The sequence below is a fragment of the Bacteroides sp. OF04-15BH genome (assembly GCF_003477995.1).
Taxonomy (GTDB): domain Bacteria; phylum Bacteroidota; class Bacteroidia; order Bacteroidales; family Bacteroidaceae; genus Paraprevotella.
The window spans coordinates 50,973-72,952 of sequence record NZ_QUEM01000019.1 but is presented as its reverse complement, the minus strand read 5'-3'; the positions used below and the strand labels follow the sequence as shown (position 1 = coordinate 72,952).

The following is a 21,980-nucleotide window of genomic DNA, read 5'->3' as shown; positions in this document are numbered from 1 at the left end:
GCAAGAAGGACGCTGAAGAGCTTAGTTGCGGATTTGAGGTTTATGAAAAAAGACCGATTGCTTTTGTGGGGAGGAATCTTCCTCCTGATGGGGTGTCGTGGGGTGACTGTCTGTGAGGTCACCCCCACAGCTCAAGACTTGACTTTTGCAGAAGCGGCTCCCACCTGGGATGAAGGAATTCCTTTGGGAAATGCTACTGTGGGTGTTCTGGTGTGGCAGAAAGATTCTTCTTTACGCTTTTCCTTAGACCGCACCGACTTGTGGGATTTGCGCCCCAGCGACAGCCTTTCCGGCGACCGCTACCGTTTTTCGTGGGTGAAGGAGCAAATCCGTAAAAACGATTATCTGCCCGTACAGAAGAAATTCGACTGGCCTTATGACCGTGACCCGGCACCTTCGAAGATACCGGGTGCTGCTCTGGAGTTCTCGCTGAAACATTTGGGGGCTCCCGATTCCGTGCATCTTTATCTGGACAACGCTTTGTGCGAGGTGAACTGGAAGAATGGTGTGCGCATGCAGACTTTTGTTCATGCCACAGAGCCCGTTGGCTGGTTTGCCTTTTATAACCTGAAGGATTCTGTGCTTCCTCAGATCGTGCCTCCGGTTTATGACCGCTCGTCGTCCGACCGGTCCAACGACCATTCCGGACCGGATTTGGAACGGTTGGGCTATAAGCAGGGTAAAATTACGGAAACGCCCAACCGCATTGTGTACCATCAGCCGGGTTGGGGAGACTTTCATTATGATGTCGTGGTAGAATGGGAACGCCGTGGTGATGCCTTGTATGGTGTGTGGAGCGTCACCACCTCACTGTCTGCCGATCAGGCCCTGAACGAGGTGGAAGAGGCCATGCAGCGGGGCATGAACCGTGATTATCGCGAGCATCTGGCTTTCTGGAAAGACTACTGGAAGGCTTCTTCCGTAAATTTGCCCGATCCTGTATTACAGAAACAATATGACAATGAAATGTATAAGTTCGGTTCCGCAGCACGTGAGGACTCTTATCCCATCTCCTTACAGGCCGTGTGGACGGCCGATAACGGCAAACTGCCACCTTGGAAGGGAGACTATCACCACGATCTGAATACCGAGTTGAGCTACTGGCCGGCTTATACGGGCAATCATCTGAAAGAAGGAATGGGCTATCTGAATACCATCTGGAATCAGTGCGATACCTACCGGAAATGGACCCGTCAGTACTTTGAGACCGAGGGACTGAATGTGCCCGGAGTGGCTACCCTTACCGGAGAACCGATGGGAGGCTGGATACAATATTCCATGTCGCAGACTACCGGTGCCTGGATTGCCCATCATTTCTATCTGCACTGGAAATATTCTGCCGATAAAGAGTTTCTGAAAGAGAAAGGCTATCCGTTTGTGCGCGATGTAGCCACTTTCCTGGAACAGATATCCAAGGTGGATGAGTCTACAGGAGTTCGTCGTCTGGAGTTCAGCAGCAGTCCGGAGATTTTTGACAACTCCATTCAGGCTTGGTTCAAGACCATGACCAATTATGATTTGTCTTTGATGACCTTTATTTACCGTGCGGCTTCGGAAATGGCTGATGCCTTGCAGCTGTCTCAGGAGGCAGTACATTGGCGGGAAATCGGTTCGCAACTGCCTAAGTACGATCTGGCAGATGACGGTAGCCTTACTTTTGCCAAGGGCTTCCCTTATGAAGCATCCCATCGCCATTTTTCACATGCGATGGCCATTCATCCGTTGGGACTGATTGACTGGAGCGACGGACCGGAAGCACAGCGCATCATCCGTGCCACGGTGAAACGGTTGGATCAGTATGGTCCGGATTATTGGACGGGATATTCCTATGCCTGGCTGGGCAATATGAAAGCGCGCATGTTTGATGGAGAAGGGGCGGCAAAAGCCTTGCGTACCTTTGCCGAATGCTTCTGCCTGAAGAATACCTTCCATGCCAACGGAGATCAGAGCGGTACCGGAAAATCGTTGTTTACCTATCGCCCGTTTACGCTCGAAGGTAACTTTGCCTTTGCGGCAGGTGTGCAGGAAATGCTGTTGCAGAGCCATACGGATGTGATTCAGATTTTCCCGGCAATACCGGCAGACTGGAAGGATGTGTCTTTCGAGAAACTGCGTGCTATGGGTGGCGTACAGGTTTCGGCTTCCATGAAGAACGGAAAAGTGGACGAAGTGCGGATCTGTTCTGAAGTTGGTGGCGATCTGACACTGGGAATTCCTAAAGGAATGGGACAGCGAGACACCATTCAGGTGCATGCTCCAAAAGGAAAATGGATATCGGTAGATTTGTGAAACCGATAACATAAAAATATTTGCTTTGATAATGTCAATCCAAAAAGAGCCGTATCACACTGGTTTTTTCAAGTGCTGATATGGCTCTTTTAGATTTGTTGCCTGTAGGGTTGCAACGCTTTCTATTTATATGTATATAGAAACGAGCCTTATCATAATTCTTTTTGAGATTATGATAAGACTCGTTTATATTGGGAATTTACAAGAGATAGCCTTTCATAGAGGCCGATTCACTTTGGATTTGGCCTCTTCTTTTACGGTTTTTACTTGTCTTCCCAGGTCAGGACATATTCTTTGCCGGCTTCTGTTTCCAGAATAAGGCGATTCTTGCCGCATTCTTTTTGGCCTTTGAATCTTTTTCCGTTTTCTTTGATTCGGGCATTTTCAATACCAGGGTAGGCGAGAACTGCAGGTTTTCCCGAGCCGGAACGGAGATGCAGGCGGCATAACTGGTGATTCTTCCATTCCAAATCCAGTTCGAAATTGCCGATGGCCCTCAACCCTTTTATAGAACCTTCAGACCACGCCTGTGGCAGAGCGGGAAGCAATACCATAGAATCCGGCCGGCTTTGCAGCAACATTTCGGCCATACCGGCGGTGGCGCCGAAGTTTCCTTCAATCTGGAATACGGAAGTGGCGTGTGCATCGAGCATATTGTCGTAGAGACCGCCGTACCAGTTGTAGGAAAGTGCGTCGGTGTGTGTCGTGAACTTTCTCAGGAAGGTGTAGGCTTTCTGGGCATTTCTAGCGCGTGACCACAGAGCGATGCGCCAGGCCAGTGCCCATCCCGTACCGGTTTCTCCTCTGTCCTTTAAAGATTGTACGGCAGCCTTGAAGATGGTATCATTCTTTCCCGGATCAATCTCAAAGCCCGGATAGAGGGCTACCAAATGTGAGGTGTGCCGGTGTCCTTGCCATACGTTGGCTTCGTCATTGGCAAAATGGTTCTGATTGGCCGGTTGGTTGGGAGTGTTCTCCTGATATTTCCACTCGCGCAGCTCGCCTTTGGAGTTTATGCGCAGGCCGCGGTCTATGCGTGCCAACTTCTCTTTTAAGGTCTGCCGGAAGGCATCGTTTGCCGTTTCGCCGGCAGCATCCAGTGCATCGAGTGTGTTAAGGAAGAGTTGCGTTACCAGTTGCTGTCCGTGTGCCGTGGCGTTTTGTATGCGTCCCTGTTCGGGAGAATATTCGTAGGGACACTCCAAGGTTCCGTCCGCTGCCTCGACCAGTCGCTCAAACCAGAACTCACAGGTGGATTTCATGACGGGTAAAGCCGTCTGGCGCAGGAAGGTCGTGTCGCAGGTATACAGGAAGTGCTGCCAGAGATGTTCGCAGAACCAGGCATTGGCTACCGAGTATTTTCCGGCTTTATAATAGCTGGCCCCACCGAAAATATTTCCGGCAGTATGGACCACCCATCCGGAGCGGACACCCAGATCGCGGGCATTCTGCTGCCAGGTTCCGTTAGGGCGCATGGCTTCGTTGTAGATGTATTGCAGGAAGGGCAGATGGCATTCGCTCAAGTTGGTCGGTTCGGCCGGCCAATAGTTCATCTGCACGTTGATGTTGGCATGAATGTCCGAAGCCCATACGGCATCTTGAGTGGCATTGCCGTCCTTGTTCCAGATTCCTTGCAGATTGGAGGGGAGGGCTACACCGCGCGATGAGGCTATGGTGAGATAGCGTCCGTATTGAAAGGCAAGCATGTCCAGAGCGGCACTATAAGAAGCATTTTCGTGCTGTTCCTCCAAAAGGGTAGGAGTTGGTGCCTTGAAATCTGCCTGCTTCAGGCTGAAGTCTACGCGATTGAACAGTGCCGTATAGTCGTCGATATGCTTTCTCCGGATGCGTTTGTATCCCATTTTCTGTGCATCGGTGAGCCGTTGCTGTATCCGCTTTTCCAGTTCCTGGGTATTTCCGGTCATGTGGTTCGGAGCAAGCGGATCAAAATCCGTGTCGCAGGCCAGGTAAAGAATCAGTTCACGGGCATCGGAAATTTGGATGCCCGAAGTGGTTGCAGTGACCTTTCCTCCTTTCTGTTCGACACTCATTTGCGCCCGATAATGCATACCGTTGGCCAACTGTCCGCCGAATACTGCGCCCTCGTTGGAATAGGAAGTGCCATCCCCTTGGACATGGAGCAGTTGCAATTCCAGATTCAGGGGATGCCCTTTTGAAGCCATATAGCGTATGGCGATTACTTTGTTGGGATAGCTGGCCAGATATTCTTTACGGAAATCAATGCCGTTCTGGGTGTATTCCACCTGAGCGATGGCCTCTTTCAGGTTCAGACCGCGCTGATAGTCCGATACCGGTGCGCTTTCCTTATTGATAATATAGAGCTCGCCGAAATTCAGATATGAACCCAGATCTCCGGTCTTGGCGCTTCCTTTCCAAAGCGTCTTGTGATTGAACTGAATGCGATCTTGAGCTATTCCGCCAAAAATCATGGCTCCAAAATCACCACCTCCGATGGGAAGTGCCTGAGTCACCCAGTTGGTTGCCGGTTCTTTATACCATAAGGTGAGCGGTTCGTGTGGCGGAATTTCTTTGGCTGTGATTTTAACTTCCGGGTTTGTTGAAAGTGTAGTGGATATTCCAGTGTAGTCGCCGGTTAAAGAAGCATGGGTTTGATAGAGACTGCGAGCTTCCGACTCCATCTGTTGTTGGAAAAGAGGCGTTGCGGCATAGGTGCTGCAAATAGTGCAGCAGGCGAAAGCAATGCCCCGAAAAGTGTGTGCAAACATAATTAAATAAGGTGTTATAGATATTGGTTTATAGGTTACGGAATAAGTGAGGGATAGCAAGAAGAAGGAAAGCCGCCTTCGGGAGGCAGCTTTCTGTTTATTTCATCCACTCTTTGAGGATGCGGATAGCCTCCTCGCGCTGTGTGGCCGGCATGGTGCCGATACGGGAAATGTGTGAACCGGTAGGGTCGATGAACAGTTTCATGTTCTTCTTCTTGGAGAAGTCCAGCCAGGTGTTCACGCCCGAAGCGGTCCAAGGATCGTTTTCGCCATAGATGAACATCATCTTGCAGTCTTCCTTCTTCAGGAACTTGCGGGTATCGCGGTAGAGTGTCTTGTCGAACTTGATGCCTTGCAGCTCTTTCGGAAGCATGACATCGTTCAGATAATTCTCGGCAGTCTTGAGACCGATGTAAGGACGCAGCGGACGCACGTCATAGCCGTAATATCCCAATTCGCGGGCAGCCTGCACATAGAATGATTTGCTGGAAGTTTCGTACTGGAAATAGTCCGGTGAGGAATGGGCAATCAGAGCCTTCAGCATTTCTTCGTCACTGGCACCGTTGGCATCCGGAAGAATGTGCACATCCTTGCCCCACTGCCAGAAGGCAAACGGGAATTCCAGCACACAGTAGTCGTATACATCCTCCAGAGAAATGTTATACTTGTAATTGTTCTTTTCGCAGAAGCTGCGGAACTGAGGCATGATGGCTGCCTTGCGCTTGAGCAGGGCTTTCTGGAAATCCAGAATGCAGGCACGTTCCATCGGAGTTCCTACCTGGTGCTCCAGGAATTTTTCATGGCGTCCGTCCTCAACAGCCTTGTTGAACGGAGCAACATAAGGTACTGATACTTCCACATCGTTCGGGAAGTAGGCACGATAGAAGATGGTCGTCATACCGCCTTTGCTGATACCGGTGGCCAGCCATTTCTTGGGATAGATTTCTTTGAGTGCCGTTACGATTTCGTGCAGGTCATTCAGAGAATTCCACACGGTGAGGTACTGCCACTGGCAGGGTGATGGGGTTGATTCCTCGAAATAACGGTATTCCACATGAATCAGATTAGCCTGAAGAATTTCGGCCAACTCCTCTGTGTAGTTCTCGTTCTGGGCATAGCTGCCGCCGTAGCCTTCAGTCACGATCACTGTCGGACGGTCATATCCGGTGTGAGAAATGACAACACGCTGGTTAAAACGGCCGGCGCTGCTGTTTTTGTAGTCTACCGGATGGTTGAAGTTCACGAGATACTTTTCCTTAAACTTGCTGCTTTTCAGCGGCCGGATGTTGTTGATGCTTTTGATCTGTTCCAGTTTCTCGGTCAGTGAGTCGGCATAAATGCCTAAAGGCAATACCAACAGCAGGAACAGAACGGTCAGTGCGGATTTGATTTGCGTTCCTTTCATACAAAAATTCAATCTATTACTGGTTAATAATTTTCTGCGTCTGATTGACTTTATTTCGTCTGCGTGTATCCTTCCTTTTTCAGGAGTTCAATCACTTTTTCCTTGATTTCTCCCTGGATGATGATTTCGCCGTCCTTGCACGAACCGCCCACGCCGCATTTGGTTTTCAGCAGCTTGGCCAGATCCTTGCAGTCGTCTTCTTTGCCGACAAAGCCTTTCACAACTGTGGCAGTTTTTCCGCCCCGGTTTTTCTTCTCGATGAACACACGCAGCTTCTGCTGGTTCTTATCCAAAGTTTCCGGTTCGTCTTCTTCATCGGTTTCGAACTGAAAGTCGGGATTTGTGGAATACACCATGCCCAAACGGGTTTTCCAGTCATTGTCTTTTGTTCCCATAATGTTTTTCTGTGATTAACGGATAAAACAATTGTCACCTCATAGCAGAGATGACAATTGTTTTTTAAGAGGATATTTGAAATTAGTCTTCCATCAGTTTGCGGTAGCGGATGCGTTTCGGCTCTTCCAGTCCCAAACGCTTCATCTTGTTGCTCTCATATTCAGAGTAGCTTCCTTCGAAGAAGAATACGTTGCCGTCTCCCTCAAATGCCAGAATGTGTGTACAGATACGGTCCAGGAACCAACGGTCGTGGCTGATGACAACGGCACAACCGGCAAAGGATTCCAAACCTTCTTCCAGTGCACGGAGGGTATTTACGTCGATATCATTGGTCGGCTCGTCGAGCAGCAATACGTTGCCTTCCTCTTTCAAAGCCATAGCCAGATGCAGACGGTTACGCTCACCACCCGAAAGCACACCGCATTTCTTTTCCTGATCTGCACCGGCAAAGTTGAAACGGCTCAGGTAAGCGCGGGCGTTCACATCGCGGTTACCCATGCGAATCAGCTCGTTGCCCTGGCTGATTACCTGATAAACGCTCTTGTTCGGGTCGATATCCTTGTGAGTCTGGTCCACATAAGCGAGCTTCACGGTTTCGCCCACCTCAAAGGTTCCTTCATCCGGAGTGTCCAGTCCCATAATCAGACGGAACAGGGTAGTCTTACCGGCACCGTTCGGACCGATGACACCAACGATACCGTTAGGCGGCAGCATGAAGTTCAGGTCGTTGAACAGAACCTTCTCGCCGAAAGCCTTCTTGACATGAATTGCTTCGATAACCTTGTTTCCGAGGCGTGGTCCGTTCGGGATATAGATTTCCAGCTTTTCTTCTTTCTCTTTCTGATCCTCGTTCAAGAGTTTGTCGTAAGAGTTCAAACGGGCCTTTCCCTTTGCCTGGCGTGCCTTCGGAGCCATGCGCACCCATTCCAACTCGCGTTCCAGAGTCTTGCGGCGCTTGCTGGCCACTTTCTCTTCCATTTCCATACGTTTGGTCTTCTGCTCCAACCAAGAAGAGTAGTTGCCCTTCCATGGAATACCCTCGCCACGGTCCAACTCCAGAATCCATCCGGCCACATCGTCCAGGAAGTAACGGTCGTGCGTTACGGCGATAACCGTACCTTCGTACTGGTTCAGGTGCTGCTCCAACCAGTCGATACTTTCTGCATCCAGGTGGTTGGTCGGCTCATCGAGCAACAGCACGTCCGGTTTCTGCAAGAGCAGACGGCACAGAGCCACACGGCGGCGCTCACCTCCCGACAGATTTTCTACGCTCTGGTCTGCCGGCGGACAACGCAAGGCATCCATCGCACGCTCCAGTTTGCTGTCCAGATTCCAGGCATCGTTGGCGTCGATGATGTCCTGCAATTCACCCTGACGGGCAAACAGCTCGTTCATCTTGTCGGCATCTTCGTAATATTCCGGCAAGCCGAATTTCTGGTTGATCTCTTCATATTCTGTCAGTGCATCCACAATAGGCTGCACGCCTTCCATAACTACTTCCTTCACCGTTTTGCTGTTATCCAGCTGCGGCTCCTGTGGCAGATAGCCTACACTGTATCCGGGTGAGAAAACCACCTCGCCCTGATAGTTCTTGTCCAAACCGGCGATAATTTTCATAAGCGTGGACTTACCGGAACCGTTGAGACCGATAATACCAATCTTAGCTCCGTAGAAGAAACTCAGGTAGATGTTCTTCAGAACTTGTTTGTTGGTCTGCTGTATGGTTTTGCTTACGCCAACCATAGAGAAAATAATTTTCTTGTCGTCAGTTGTTGCCATAAATTTATAATAATGTTAGAATAATAGTCCTATTGATATGAGTATTCCTAAGATAAATATGTTTCGTGCTGTAGCTCCCAGCACTTCGTTCAGTTGTTTTCCCTGATTGATGCTTACCATCTTGCGCCAGGTGAGCACATGCGGAATCAGATAAACCAGAGAAAAGACCAGAGCCATGCGTTTTCCTTCCAGATATAAAGGAATGCAGCAGAGGCAGGCGATGATTCCCAGAGCCAGATAAAGCCATTCGGTATTTCGTGCTCCGATCAGGATGACCAGCGTACGTTTTCCGGAAATCACGTCTGTATCGCGGTCCCGGTAGTTGTTTACAATGAGTAAGGTGTCCGTGGCCAGTCCGATGGACAGTGCGAGCCAGATTGTAGCCGTGGTCATGACCTGTGTCTGGATGTAGTAGGTAATTCCTACCGGAACAATACCAAAGAACAACAGTACGAGCACATCACCCAATCCGCGGCGTGCCAGAGTGGTTGTGTAGAGGAAACTGAACAGCACGCAGGCAATGCCGATGGCTATCATTTCCGTTCCCCCATACCAGATGAGCGGCATACCGATGAGGCAGGCAATCAAGGTGGTCAGCGCGATGCCGGTACGCATGGCACTGGGAGTAATCCACCCTTCGGCACAGGCTCTTTTCGGTCCCAAACGGTCTTCCCGGTCCACTCCCTTGACAAAATCAAAATAATCATTGATGAAGTTTGCGTCGATCTGCATCATGAATGCAAAGAGCAAACACAGAATTGCCGGAATCCAGTGAAACGGTTCTCCGACTCCTCTCTGGTCGTGCCACGCATTGGTCAGGGCCACCAGAATAGGAGCGGCCGCACAGGTCAGTGTGACGGGGCGCGCAGCCAACAGCCAGGCTTGGGATGAATTGGTTTTAATAGTTTTCTTTTCCATATCTCAATAAATCAGGGTGCAAATATTGCCCCTTATCCTTTTTCGCAAAGAAATAGATGGCCCGTTGGGGGCAGACATGATAACAAGCCAGGCAGGCGGTACAGTTTCCTTGCCACTTCGGGTGTTTGTCTTCCAGCTTGATGTTATGCACCGGGCATATCCGGACACATTTACCGCAAGCGATACACCGGTCTGTTGTGTGGAAATACTTGTCGTTAATCAGAAATCTTTTGAACAGGGGCAGTATCAGATAACTCTTCAGGCGGGGCATGCTTCCGGGATGCAAACGGAATGCTGTTGTTTTGGAGCAGACCTCCTTTTCTATCCGTTCCAGTTCGGGAACGGCGTTTTCCAGTTTCTGTTTTTGAATCTCCGGAGCGTCGATGTCAAATCCCGGCAGTGCAATGTACGTATTGGGCATCAACAGGGAAAAACCGGCATGCAGACAGATTCCGATTGCCGACAATGCCCGTTCAAGAATCTGGCGGGTGCAGCCCATATCATCTCCACAAGTTGCCACAAAATAACAGTACTGTTTCTGATAATTCGTGAAATGGAGCTGACGGATAAAACGCAGCACGATTTCCGGTGGTCCCCACGAGTGAATGGGAAAGACAAAGCCGATCCGTTCTTCTGCCGATAAGGTATATTCCTTGGGAGAAGTCCGTTCTGCCATTTCTTTTGGAATGGACACCAGTCTTTCTCCTGTAGCTTGTGCCAGATGGCGGGCGGCATATAACGAGTTGCCTGTTCCTGAGAAATAAAAAATCATAATGGGTTATTCTTTGGATGCCCCGATATTCAGGTCCGCTTACCGTCGGTTTCTTCGGGGAGCGGCATGCTCGGTCTGACGTCTTTTGCCCGGACCGTTTGTTCCTTCCTGTTTTTTGCGTCGGGGATTCTTGTTATCCTCTCTTTTATAGTTTCGTCCTGACGGCTGACCGAACAGTCTGTCTATCAGGTCCGTTCTTTTCATACGGATCAGTTCCTGACGGATGCGCTGCTGTTCCTCCGGCTTGTACCAGAAGAAGAACATGCGTTGCGCCAGCTTTTCTTTTACGGAATGTGCCGAGTACACCTCTTCCAAAGTGTAAGGGTGATAGCCTGTGGCCCATGTTTCCGTACTCACGGTCATCGGGGTTGGTGTAAAGTCCTGTACCTGTTCCAGCTGGAAATCCATCTGTTTGGTCAGAACGGCCAGTTCGGCCATATCCTCCTCTGTGCATCCCGGATGACTGCTGATGAAATAAGGGATAATCTGCTGTCGCAAGCCTTCTTCCGCATTAATCCGGTCGAAGATGCGTTTGAACGTTCCGAACAGGCTGAACGATGGTTTGCGCATCAGGTACAGCACCCGGTCGGAAGTATGTTCCGGGGCCACTTTCAGGCGTCCGCTGACGTGGCGTGTAATCAGTTCGCGTGTATATTTCTCGGCAGCCTGGTTGATGTTTTCGTCCTTGCTCTTATGGAGCAGCAGGTCATAACGCACACCGCTTCCGATAAAGCTCTTCTTGATTCCCGGCAGGGCATCCACCGCTTTATAAACCTCCAGCAGCGGAGTGTGGTCGGTGTTCAGGTTCGGACAGATGACGGGATGAATGCACGAAGGCTTCTTGCATTTCTCGCAGATGCTGAGGTTCTTTCCCTTCATGGCATACATGTTGGCCGAAGGACCGCCCAGATCCGAAAGATATCCCTTGAAATCTTCCATTTCGGTGATGGCCTTGACCTCTTTGAGAATGCTTTCCTTGCTGCGGCTCATGATGAACTTACCCTGATGGGCTGAGATGGTGCAGAAGGCACAACCGCCGAAACAGCCCCGGTGCATGTTGACCGAGAATTTGATCATTTCGTATGCCGGAATACGTTTGCCCTTATATTTCGGATGGGGCAGACGGGTGTAAGGCAAGTCGAAAGAGTGGTCCAGCTCATTCTGATTCATCGGAGGGTAGGGCGGGTTCACCACCACAAAGCGGTCGCCTGTTTGCTGAATGATGCGGCAGGCGTGATATTTGTTGCTTTCCTCCTCGATGTGTCGGAAGTTCTCCGACTGTTTCTTCGGATTTTTCAGGCATTCCTCGTGACTGTGCAGCACAATGTCGTCGGGTTGTATGCCCTGAGGAATATCTTCTTTCCGGAACAGAGATACCGTTTGGGGAACGGCAGTCTGGTGTTGTAAAGCCTCTCTGAAGGTACGTACATTGATTTGTGCTTCTCCCTCTTCGTTGTACGAAAGCGGACCGTTGCCTGTTTCACACAATTCCAGCAGGCGTCGGCTGATTTCCAGCACCGGTTTCTCGCCCATGCCATATATCAGCATGTCTGCGCCACTGTCGCACAGAATACTCGGAGCGAAGCGCTCTTTCCAGTAGTCATAGTGCGTCAGTCGTCGCAGAGATGCCTCAATGCCTCCCAGAATGACAGGCACGTCGGGATAAAGTTTCTTCAGGATTTGTGTGTAGACGATGGTTGGATATTCCGGACGCAGGTCGTGCCGTCCGTCCGGTGAGTAGGCATCCTCGCTGCGCAGGCGTCGGTTGGCGGTGTATTTGTTTACCATCGAATCCATGCAGCCCGGTGCTACTCCAAACCACAGACGCGGTCGCCCCAATTTCTTGAAATCACGAAAATCACCGTGCCAGTCCGGTTGCGGAACGATGGCAACCTTCAGTCCTTCCGCTTCGAGTACGCGACCGATAACGGCGGCTCCGAATGAAGGATGATCCACATAGGCATCGGCACTGAAGAGTATGATGTCCAACTGTTTCCATCCGCGCAGTTCCATTTCCTTTTTGGTTGTGGGCAACCAGTCTGTCAAGCGATATTCTTTCATGAATGATTTCAATTATTCGGGTTCTTGTTCTATGTTTTCTTCTATTTCGTCTTTTGTTTGAATCCAGTTCTGATACAACTGCAGCAGCTGGTTCAGTCCGTGTGCCTTCATGTTGTCGTTGTAAAGCACTTCGTGGCTGAAGTTAATCAAATCGTGGCTTTCCGGTTCTGCTTCCATGAGGGAGCGTACCATCAGTTTCAGCTTGTCGAGCACATCTTCGTTGACAATGCCGGTGCTTCCCACCAGGTCCTTGAAGAGTGAACGCTCTTTGATTGTCTGCAAATGTTCGTCTGTGATAAACATTTCACGGCTGCCCGTGATGTTGGTTTGGATTTTATACATGGCTATTTCTTATTAAGGTTTTACTTATGAAGATACAAATATAGGTATGATTTTCTAAAAAAACTATTTTGTCAATAGAAATTTTAGGATTGCTGCCATCATTTTGTCCCGTGTCTGATCTTCCTGAATACATTCAAACGGGAAGCCCAGAGCCATGCAACGGTAGTCCCGTCCCGCATAGGCAATTCCGGCGCTTACCTGATTGTTGTAGAGCATTACGGCAAAGGAGTCATGAGTCGGCGTGATGCAGTCCACCCATGTTGTCGTATAGTGCTCCTCGTTGAGCCGGTTATACAGGCTGCACGAGGTGTTCATACCCGTTACGGTCTGAATCTGATTGGCCTGAACCCGCCCGGAAGTCTTGAATTTCAGAATGTTCTGAGTGAACATCTGTTCATCCACTCCCAGCATGTCCGAGCCGATGTATGCTCCGCTCACCAGCAGATTACCCTGCATGCGCACATATTCTTTCAGGGCATTCTGCAGGGGCAGGGTAAACGTCTTGTAGTCCTTCAGGCTGTATCCGTCGTTGCGCTGCAGACCCATAATCAGGTCCACCGCGTTGTAATCGTTCAGATTAACCTCGCCACGCTCCACCGCCTCGCGGCTGCATGAGGCAAAGGAATAGCCGCCGGCTGCGGCGATGGACTTGCCATGCTCGCGCGGATAGTCAAAGGTGTTTCCGACAATCAGCATTCCTGAGAGTTCGTTGCCGCTGTATCCCAGTCCGTCAGGACCTTCGCGTCCGCTGGCCGAGCGGTTGAAATTAATCTGTGCCCCGCAGTATCCTGGGAAAGCATCCTGGTAAATGCCCGGATCGGCACTGAGGTCAAATCCCTGTTGGGAATCCGTGTCGATGGGCTGCGGTCCGGCCAGTCTTTGGAATCCGTTGACAATCATGATAGTGGCACGGGTGTCGTCGGCAATATATGCCGTGAGCTCTTCCGACGGCAAACTGCTTCCTCCGCTGTTCAGGGCGCACACTTTAAAGCTATACATCGTGTTGGGCGTAGCCTTGATGGTAAAGCGCGGGTCACGGATGTATGTTCCGTTGTCAAAGTCCTGTTCGCCTATTTTAGTATAGACGATGTATCCGGACGGTTTGGCCGAAGGTTCCAACGGGTCCGGGGTGGGCGACCAGTGTAAAGAGATGGTACGCCGTGACACATCAATGGAAGTATAGCATTCTGATACCGGAAGCGGCTGTACGGTATAGTCCTGATCGTGCTGTGTGGCCGTATATTTCAGGATACCTTTATACAAGGCACGCGACAGATGGAACTTGAATACCGGGTCGTGCGCCTTTTTCATATCGGCAAAGTTCTGATGCGAGAGCGTTTCGATGATTACCGAAGGAATTTGTGGCACACGGGTCTCACTGTAGTTGCGGTCGAACAGCTGGCGCCGGCTCCAGTTTCCGAACAGACGGGTCAGGTCTTCCTTGGCCTGAGTCACCATCATGTCGCACAAATCGCGCGAAGCCAGACGCGACATACCTTCCGGAAAAACTCCGTCGTCCGTCTGCGTGGTGTAAATACCCAATGTGCCGACATAAGAGTCATTGCGGCGCACTCCCGCATCGCTGTGAATTGCGATGGAAGCCTCTATCGGCACTTTCAGTCCGCTGCCCGATGGCAGATAGTCCGAACCGCCGGCCAGATAGTTGGTCATGCGTGAGCGCACATTGATGTCGTCGGCATAATCGTTGCTTCCCTGCTTGGAACTATATACGTCATAAGGCATTCCCGCCCATTGTCCGTAGTAGCGCGCTCCTTCCAGGAAGCGGGGCATGCCGCTGGTACTTCCGCCGCGCACGATGTTGCCCATGCCGCCTCCAAAGCGCACGGCATCCGCTGTGACGAGACCCTCGTCGTTGCTGTAGTTGCTCAGCAGCACACTGTTCTGAGGGTTCTGTCCCTTTGAAAAATAAAAGGTGCCGAGATATACCCAGGTGCTTCCGCCCATGCGCTGATTTACATGGAAGGTCGTTTCGATGCCCTGATGCACCACGGTATATGCCGCATCCTGCACATTGTTTGCATCCTGTGGATAAGACACATACACCGCATAGTTTCCGTCTGCCGGAATGTTGGGAGTCCAGCGGGCATACGATGCCTGTGATTTCTTGCCGACACTCTGGGTCAGTATGGTTGTGCCCATGCTGAACGGATTCTCCCCGTCGCTCAGCGGCTGGTTGGGAGCGTAGGAAAAGCCCCTTTGCGGACCGCCCGTCCAGGCATGTTTCTTGTTGGTCATTTCAAAGCGACCGTTTTCTTCCGGACGGTCGTTGTCCACAATCACCTCATGTTTCTGCCAGTTGTGCTCGCGTGGGGTGAATACATAGGCCCCGGCGTGCTCCAGCATCGGAATGAGATAAGGCACCACGAATGTTTGCGTCAGCAGATCCTCGTTGGTGCAGAACAGGTTCGGGCGCTGCCATTTCCAGATGCCCTGTTCCTGTCGGTAGTAACGTCCGTGGCTGGCCCACACCGACAGATGCCGATTGCGCAGTCCGCGTGTGAATTCCGGAAGCGGAGATTCGCGGGTCACCCATACCGGAGTGTGCCCTTTCGCTTTCCACAGCTTTTCCGCATCCTTCTTCCGGGCTCTGCTGTTGGGAATCATTTTCTCGATCGGGTAATAGCTGCCCAGAACGGTCAGTTCGTATCCTTTATATTTGGCCGGCAGCAGTTTGCGCACGTTTTTATAGATCTGGTCAACCGTCTTGTCCGAAAAGGGGATGGACGAAAATATCTCGTCTCCAAAGACCTGAACCGACTTTTTCTCGTCGCTGATGACCACACGATCCACCTTGGCATATTCCGGTTGCGACAGGGTGACGGGGAGGTTCAGTTCTCTGAAGTAATCATTGATTTTGTTCTTCAGACCTGTTTCTGTGTTCTGTGCAAAAACAGAAAATCCCAGCAGGAAGAATCCTGCCAGGAAACTGGTATATCTTTTATTCATGCTATTCATTTTGGAAATCCGAATTTTTCGGGATGTCTTCCCTGGAAAGACTTAAAATAACTGATGATTTCCTGCATTTGCTCCTGAATGTTTCCGTCGGGCATCACAGCCTTGTGGCATACAATTCTTTTTTCCTTGAAGTCCAGCCCATAGAGCATGATCGGGATGCCGGCTTTCAGGGCAATATAATAAAATCCTTTTTTCCATTCTTCTACCCGCGAGCGGGTGCCTTCAGGGGTGATGGCCAGGCGGAAGGTGTCCATCTTTTTGGACGCTTCGGCCAGCTGGTCGGTGAGGCTGCATTTTTTGCTCCGGTACACCGGAATGCCCCCCAGGCTTTTCATAAAGGGACCCAGCGGTCCGACAAACCATTCCTTCTTCATCAGAAAGTTGGCCTTAAGCCCGATGGCCCGGCTATACAGGATGCCGATGATGAAATCCATATTGCTGGTATGGGGTGCCACGGCGATGATGCATTTCGGAGGGAGCTGGACCGAGATGTCCGCGGTCCAGCCCATCCATTTGAAAAGGATTAATTTGCTGAGTGCTTTAATCATTCTTCCAGTTTTCCGATGTTGTCAATAATCTCTTGTACGCGCTTGTTGAAGTCTTCTTTCAGTTTCTTGTAGAACACCTTCACGCTGCCCGGTTCGGTATGACTCACTCTGGAAATGATGTCGTTCTGCAGGTCAATGATGTCTGCAATGATCTTATGAGCCTGTTCCTTTTTCTCTGCCGACGGGTTCTGTCCGAGCAGGAAAGCGCAGCTCAGAAAAAGTTCTCCACAGATACCATTGATATTTTTCTTCAAAATTCTTCTTTTTGCCATAATACAATGCTTTAAATGAATAAATGTGTCGTAAAGGTAATAAAAAAAAATGGATAACAACGGTTCGGGCTCACGAAATCAAAAAAAAATACTTTTTCATGAGATTATGTTTCCTTATGTCTGCGGAATTTCGTATTTTTGTATCGATAAAAGAACATTTATTATCAATTTTAAAAACGATATTTAGAATTATGGAAAAAAGTGCACTGCAAATTGCAAGAGCGGCTTATCAGCCAAAGTTACCAAAAGGACTGCAGGGTAATGTAATCGTAAAGGAGGGAGCTCCTACACAGTCTGTTGCTGACCAGGAGGAAATCAAGAAACTGTTCCCGAATACTTACGGTATGCCTCTGATCGAGTTCGTTCAGGGCGAGGCTAAGGAATATGCACAGACTAACGTGGGTGTAATCCTTTCTGGTGGTCAGGCTCCTGGCGGTCACAACGTGATTTGTGGTTTGTTTGATGCCTTGAAGCGCTTGAACCCGGCTAACAAACTGTATGGTTTCATCCTGGGTCCTGGCGGTCTGGTTGACCATAACTACAAGGAACTGACTGCTGACATCATCGACGAGTACCGCAACACCGGTGGTTTCGATATGATCGGTTCTGGTCGTACCAAGTTGGAGAAAGAAGAGCAGTTCGAGAAGGGTCTGGAGATCCTGCGTGAGCTGGACATCAAGGCTGTTGTTATCATCGGTGGTGACGACTCTAACACCAACGCTTGTGTATTGGCTGAGTACTATGCTGCCAAGAACTACGGTGTTCAGGTAATCGGTTGCCCGAAGACTATCGACGGTGACTTGAAGAACGAGCAGATTGAAACTTCATTCGGTTTCGATACTGCATGTAAGACTTATGCCGAGGTTATCGGTAACATCCAGCGCGATGCCAACTCAGCTCGCAAGTACTGGCACTTCATCAAGCTGATGGGTCGTTCAGCATCTCACATCGCTTTGGAGTGTGCTCTGCAGGTACAGCCAAACATCTGTATCGTATCTGAGGAGGTTGAAGAGAAGAACCAGACTTTGGACGATATCGTAACTTACATCGCTCAGACTGTAGCTAACCGTGCTGCTGACGGTAACAACTTCGGTACTGTATTGATTCCGGAAGGTTTGATCGAGTTCATCCCGGTTATGAAGAAACTGATTGCCGAGTTGAACGACCTGTTGGCTACTCCAGAAGGTGCAGCTGTTGAGAAGGACGAGCAGCGTGCTTGGATCCTGAGCAAGCTGTCTGCCGAGAACAAGGCTGTTTACGAATCATTGCCATTGGGCGTTGCTGCTCAGTTGACTTTGGAGCGTGACCCACACGGAAACGTACAGGTATCTTTGATCGAGACAGAGAAGTTGCTGTCTGAGATGGTTGCCACTAAGCTGGCTGAGTGGAAGAAGGAAGGCAAGTATGTGGGCAAGTTCGCTCCGCTGCACCACTTCTTCGGTTACGAAGGACGTTGCGCAGCTCCTTCTAACTACGATGCTGACTACTGCTATGCTCTGGGTACCAGCGCTGCTATGTTGATTGCCAACGGTAAGACCGGTTACATGGCTATCGTACAGAACACTACAGCTCCTGCTATCGACTGGGTTGCCGGTGGTGTGCCTATCACTATGATGATGAACATGGAGAAGCGTCACGGTGAAATGAAGCCGGTAATCAAGAAGGCTCTGGTTCGTCTGGACGGTGCTCCATTCAAGACATTCGTTGCTAACCGCGACAAGTGGGCTCGTGAGACTTGCTTCGTTTACCCTGGTCCTATCCAGTACTTCGGTCCTTCTGAAGTATGCGATCAGCCAACCAAGACTTTGCAGTTGGAGCAGGCTAAGTAATTTCAGTAACATGACGTAACAACAAGATCCCCTTGTCTGATTTCCGATGAGGGGATCTTTTTATACCTTATTATATTCATAATATATATGACGACACAAAAAGAGAGTAAAACAACACTGAGGGTCAGAAAGGCTTCGTCTTCGGCAAATGCTTCGAAGACAAAGGTGCGCCGGAAGCCCAGACGCAAGCGCAGTGGTGGCAAGAGACTCCTTCCTTTCTTGAAAGTTCCGGCCTGGAAAGTGTGGCTCGGAGCGGTGTTGGTTGCTGTCGCCTATATATTGTTTTTCTATTATTTCTTTGTAGATCCGTTTTCTTTCCGCTGGAAGGCTCTGTATGGCGACGAGGGATACCCTTCGGGCTATGACGTGCATGGCATAGACATATCGCGTTATCAGGGTAATATCGACTGGGAAATGCTGCGCAATGCCAGCATACAGTCTTCGCCGGTGCGCTTTGTCTTTATCAAGGGCACGGAGGGTGTTTCCATTGTGGACGAGAACTTCAATCTGAACTTCTATCAGGCCAAGAAGAACGACTTTATCCGCGGTGTATATCATTTTTATACGCCCGATGTGGATGCCACCCGTCAGGCCCAGTTCTTTATGAAGCAGGTACATCTGGAGCCGGGCGACCTGCCGCCGGTGCTCGATGTGGAAAAGGCGGGCGACTTGTCGAAGGAAGACCTCCAGCGTGAGGTCAAGAAATGGCTGTCTCTGGTAGAAGAGCGCTACAAGGTAAAGCCCATTATTTATTCCGGCTATAAGTTCAAGATGAAATACCTGAGCGATTCGCTGCTGAACACCTATCCGTTCTGGATTGCTCATTATTATGTAGACAAACTGTCCTATAAGGGTCCCTGGCACTTCTGGCAGTATACCGACAGCGGCAAGCTGAAGGGCATCAAGGGAAATGTAGACTGCAACCTGTTTCACGGCAGTCTGAAGGAATTGGAAGCAATGACCATACCTGATGAATCGGATTAAGCAGATCCGTTTCATCAGGTTTTTTGTTTTTCTGCCGCTTTTTGAGGTTTTCGTTTTTCAAATCAGGCCGTTTTTTTGCTTTTGTGAAGAAATTTTCAGAAATAAATGGTTTCAATAGAAACAGTTTCAAGAAAAACTATTATCTTTGCCGCATTGAATGACAAAACCAGAAAAAATGAGAAAGAATTTATTTATCGGAGCTTTTGCTTTAATTTCATGCAGTCCGCTTTATGCCGGCGACTATTTGACCAACACCAACCAGCATGCAGCCTTCCTGCGTATGGCTGCCCGTGGTGCCTCAATCGACATAGACGGAGCATACAGTAACCCGGCCGGTCTGGCTTTCCTTCAGAAAGACGGTTTCTTTCTTTCCCTCACCGGACAGAGTGCTTACCAGACCCGTGAGATTCACGCCACTTCTCCTCTGTGGACGATGGACGGCCAGAACACGACCCAATATTTCAAGGGTACGGCGTCGGCACCGATCATCCCTTCCTTCCACGGAGCGTATAAAAAAGACAAGTGGGTGGTTTCTGCGGCTTTTGCCATTACCGGCGGTGGCGGTAAGGCATCGTTCAGCAACGGTCTTCCCATGTTCAATGCCCTGGCTACAGGACTGATTTCGCAGAAGACCGGCGGTATGGTCAAGCCGAACATGTATCGCATCAACTCTGCCATGGACGGCAAGCAGTATATCTATGGCTTCCAGCTGGGAGCGAGCTACCGGATCAACGACTGGGTATCGGTGTATGCCGGCGGTCGCATGAACTATTTTACCGGTGGTTATGAAGGATTCCTGAACGCTTCGCTCACTGACGATTACAAGGCAATGGCTCCGGCGCTTGGTTTGCCGGATGCTACTCTGGCCAGCATCGACCTGAAGTGCGACCAGCAGGGATGGGGTGTGACTCCGATTCTGGGAGCCGACTTTAAGTGGAACAAGCTGAATATCGGTTTGAAGTATGAGTTCAGGGCCAATCTGAACATTGAGAATGTCAATACCGAAATGGAACTGTTCAATGTGAGCGATGCATATCTGGCCGATTACAAGGAAGGTGTGAACACACCGAGCGACATCCCCGCCATGCTGTCTGTGGCTGCGGGCTATGAGATTCTGCCTTGTCTGCGCGCTTCTGTGGAGTATCATTTCTTCGACGACAAGCATGCCGGAATGGCTGCCGACCGCCAGAAAACTCTGAAACACGGCACACACGAATATCTGGCCGGTGTGGAATGGGATGTGATGAAATACCTCACTCTGAGTGGCGGATTCCAGAAGACCAATTACGGACTCAGTGACGATTTCCAGACCGATGCCAGCTTCTACTGCGATTCTTATTCCCTGGGTGGCGGTGCACGCGTGCACTTCAACGAAAGTCTGAGTCTGGATGTGGCTTATTTCTGGACCAAGTATAGTGATTACACCAAGGCTTCTACCGACTATTACGGTACCAAACTGGCCGGAACCAACGTATATGGCCGCACGAACAAGGTGTTTGGAGTGAGCTTGAATTATAACTTCTGATACCTTTTCAGGCTTTAAAAGAATAATGCCATGCCCATCAGCGGGCATGGCATTATTTTGTTTTCTTAAAGACATCAGGATGTTTTTCGTATTTGATCCCAATGATTTTTTAATTTCTTCGGGATGATTTTTTGAGGCTCGTTCCGCGAAAAATATCCGCGCCTGTTTCCTCTTGAAAATTAGACTGTTATGCCAGTCCGGAATTCTGCTTGACGAGGAGCAGGCAAGCCCAGCCGTTGCGCTCTTTTTGCAGCACTTTTTCCAGGCCCAATGCCTGGGCCGCTTCGACCAGTTGCGCCACATCTTCGGTATAGAATCCGCTCAGAATCAGTTGGCCGCCGTTTTTCAGCACCCGAACAAAGTGCGGCATGTCCGCCAGCAGGATATTGCGGTTGATGTTGGCCAGCACCAGATCAAAACGGTTTTCCAGATTCTGCAAGACTGAGGCATCGCCCTCGTGTACGATGATATTCTCCACATGGTTCAGCGCGCAGTTCGTGCGGGTGTTGTTCACGCTCCATTCGTCAATGTCGTAAGCCATTACTGAGGCGGCTCCCTTCAGTGCCGTCATGATGCCCAGCACTCCGGTGCCGCAACCGGCATCGAGCACCTCCTTGCCGTTCAGGTCCATGGTGAGCAACTGCTCCAGAATCATGTATGTGGTTTCGTGACTTCCGGTTCCGAAAGCCATCTTCGGGTCGAGCAGGATTTCGTATCGGGTATTTGAGGGACAGTCGTGTCCGGTGCCCTGCACGGTCAGTTCCGAGCCGATGATGATCGGTTCAAATCCGTTTTTCTCCCATTCCTCGTTCCAGTCCTTGTCTTCGGCATCGGCGGTGGAGTAGGTGATTGCCACTTCCGGCATCGGGAAAAATTCCAGCGTGTCGCGCAGCTGCTGCTCGTCGAACACAGACTTCTGGATGTAGCCTTTCAGGAAAGGTTCTTCGGTGACAAATGTTTCAAAGCCCATGTCGCCGCAGAAAGCAGCCAGAATGTCTGAAGCCGCTTCGTTCCAAGGGTTCAGCTGGAAGATAACTTCAACGTATTTCATGTTCAGTTAAGTTTATAATGAATTAAATCTGCTACACAAAGATACTAAAATTTTACTCAAAAGGCTGTTATATAACTTTTATTACA

16 protein-coding genes are annotated in these 21,980 nt (G+C 50.0%); 4 read left to right on the top strand and 12 right to left on the bottom strand.

The window, feature by feature from the left end; all coding sequences use genetic code 11:
* The first annotated feature begins 42 nt into the window (after positions 1–42).
* The gene (locus tag DXA74_RS09845; protein WP_370448498.1) at positions 43–2,289 is read left to right on the top strand and encodes a glycoside hydrolase family 95-like protein; all 2,247 of its coding nucleotides are present in this window, start codon (positions 43–45) and stop codon (positions 2,287–2,289) included.
* A 263-nt stretch (positions 2,290–2,552) separates the two neighbouring features.
* On the opposite strand, the gene DXA74_RS09840 is transcribed toward DXA74_RS09845, so the two are convergent.
* From DXA74_RS09840 to DXA74_RS09790, 11 genes are all read right to left on the bottom strand, one after another.
* Positions 2,553–5,036 (bottom strand): glycoside hydrolase N-terminal domain-containing protein, encoded by a 2,484-nt coding sequence (locus DXA74_RS09840; protein WP_118527120.1) that lies wholly within the window; start codon positions 5,034–5,036, stop codon positions 2,553–2,555.
* A 97-nt stretch (positions 5,037–5,133) separates the two neighbouring features.
* Positions 5,134–6,441 (bottom strand): S28 family serine protease, encoded by a 1,308-nt coding sequence (locus tag DXA74_RS09835; RefSeq protein ID WP_118527118.1) that lies wholly within the window; start codon positions 6,439–6,441, stop codon positions 5,134–5,136.
* Between the two features lie 50 nt (positions 6,442–6,491).
* Positions 6,492–6,836 carry a translation initiation factor gene (locus DXA74_RS09830; RefSeq protein WP_118527116.1) on the bottom strand — a complete coding sequence of 115 codons (345 nt, stop codon included), beginning with the start codon at positions 6,834–6,836 and terminating at the stop codon, positions 6,492–6,494.
* An 82-nt stretch (positions 6,837–6,918) separates the two neighbouring features.
* Positions 6,919–8,616 (bottom strand): energy-dependent translational throttle protein EttA, encoded by a 1,698-nt coding sequence (ettA, locus tag DXA74_RS09825; RefSeq protein WP_118527114.1) that lies wholly within the window; start codon positions 8,614–8,616, stop codon positions 6,919–6,921.
* 15 nt (positions 8,617–8,631) lie between these two features.
* Positions 8,632–9,534, bottom strand: coding sequence for a 1,4-dihydroxy-2-naphthoate octaprenyltransferase (gene menA / locus DXA74_RS09820; protein ID WP_118527112.1), 903 nt, complete (start codon positions 9,532–9,534; stop codon positions 8,632–8,634).
* Positions 9,515–10,306 (bottom strand): EFR1 family ferrodoxin, encoded by a 792-nt coding sequence (locus DXA74_RS09815; RefSeq protein WP_118527110.1) that lies wholly within the window; start codon positions 10,304–10,306, stop codon positions 9,515–9,517. Before DXA74_RS09815 ends, menA begins: the two co-directional genes overlap by 20 nt.
* 39 nt (positions 10,307–10,345) lie before the next feature.
* The gene (locus DXA74_RS09810) at positions 10,346–12,367 is read right to left on the bottom strand and encodes a YgiQ family radical SAM protein (RefSeq protein ID WP_118527130.1); all 2,022 of its coding nucleotides are present in this window, start codon (positions 12,365–12,367) and stop codon (positions 10,346–10,348) included.
* 12 nt (positions 12,368–12,379) lie between these two features.
* Entirely contained in the window at positions 12,380–12,709 is a 330-nt protein-coding gene (locus tag DXA74_RS09805; protein ID WP_118527108.1) for a hypothetical protein, read from the bottom strand.
* Positions 12,710–12,772: 63 nt separating this feature from the next.
* Positions 12,773–15,676 (bottom strand): hypothetical protein, encoded by a 2,904-nt coding sequence (locus DXA74_RS09800; RefSeq protein ID WP_233550507.1) that lies wholly within the window; start codon positions 15,674–15,676, stop codon positions 12,773–12,775.
* Positions 15,677–15,681: 5 nt separating this feature from the next.
* On the bottom strand, positions 15,682–16,233 hold the full coding sequence (locus DXA74_RS09795; RefSeq protein WP_118527104.1) for a 1-acyl-sn-glycerol-3-phosphate acyltransferase: 552 nt from the start codon (positions 16,231–16,233) through the stop codon (positions 15,682–15,684).
* Positions 16,230–16,505, bottom strand: a complete 276-nt coding sequence (locus DXA74_RS09790) for a hypothetical protein (RefSeq protein WP_118527102.1) — start codon at positions 16,503–16,505, stop codon at positions 16,230–16,232. Before DXA74_RS09790 ends, DXA74_RS09795 begins: the two co-directional genes overlap by 4 nt.
* Positions 16,506–16,696: 191 nt before the next feature.
* Here DXA74_RS09790 and DXA74_RS09785 point away from each other — a divergent pair, with 191 nt between their 5' ends.
* From DXA74_RS09785 to DXA74_RS09775, 3 genes are all read left to right on the top strand, one after another.
* A complete protein-coding gene (locus tag DXA74_RS09785; protein WP_118527100.1) occupies positions 16,697–18,334 on the top strand; it encodes a diphosphate--fructose-6-phosphate 1-phosphotransferase in 1,638 nt (545 codons plus the stop codon).
* 87 nt (positions 18,335–18,421) lie between these two features.
* Positions 18,422–19,318 (top strand): glycoside hydrolase family 25 protein, encoded by an 897-nt coding sequence (locus tag DXA74_RS09780; protein WP_118527098.1) that lies wholly within the window; start codon positions 18,422–18,424, stop codon positions 19,316–19,318.
* A 175-nt stretch (positions 19,319–19,493) separates the two neighbouring features.
* Positions 19,494–20,843, top strand: a complete 1,350-nt coding sequence (locus DXA74_RS09775) for an OmpP1/FadL family transporter (RefSeq protein WP_118527128.1) — start codon at positions 19,494–19,496, stop codon at positions 20,841–20,843.
* Positions 20,844–21,030: 187 nt separating this feature from the next.
* On the opposite strand, the gene prmA is transcribed toward DXA74_RS09775, so the two are convergent.
* Positions 21,031–21,894, bottom strand: a complete 864-nt coding sequence (gene prmA, locus DXA74_RS09770) for a 50S ribosomal protein L11 methyltransferase (protein WP_118527096.1) — start codon at positions 21,892–21,894, stop codon at positions 21,031–21,033.
* Positions 21,895–21,980 lie beyond the last annotated feature (86 nt).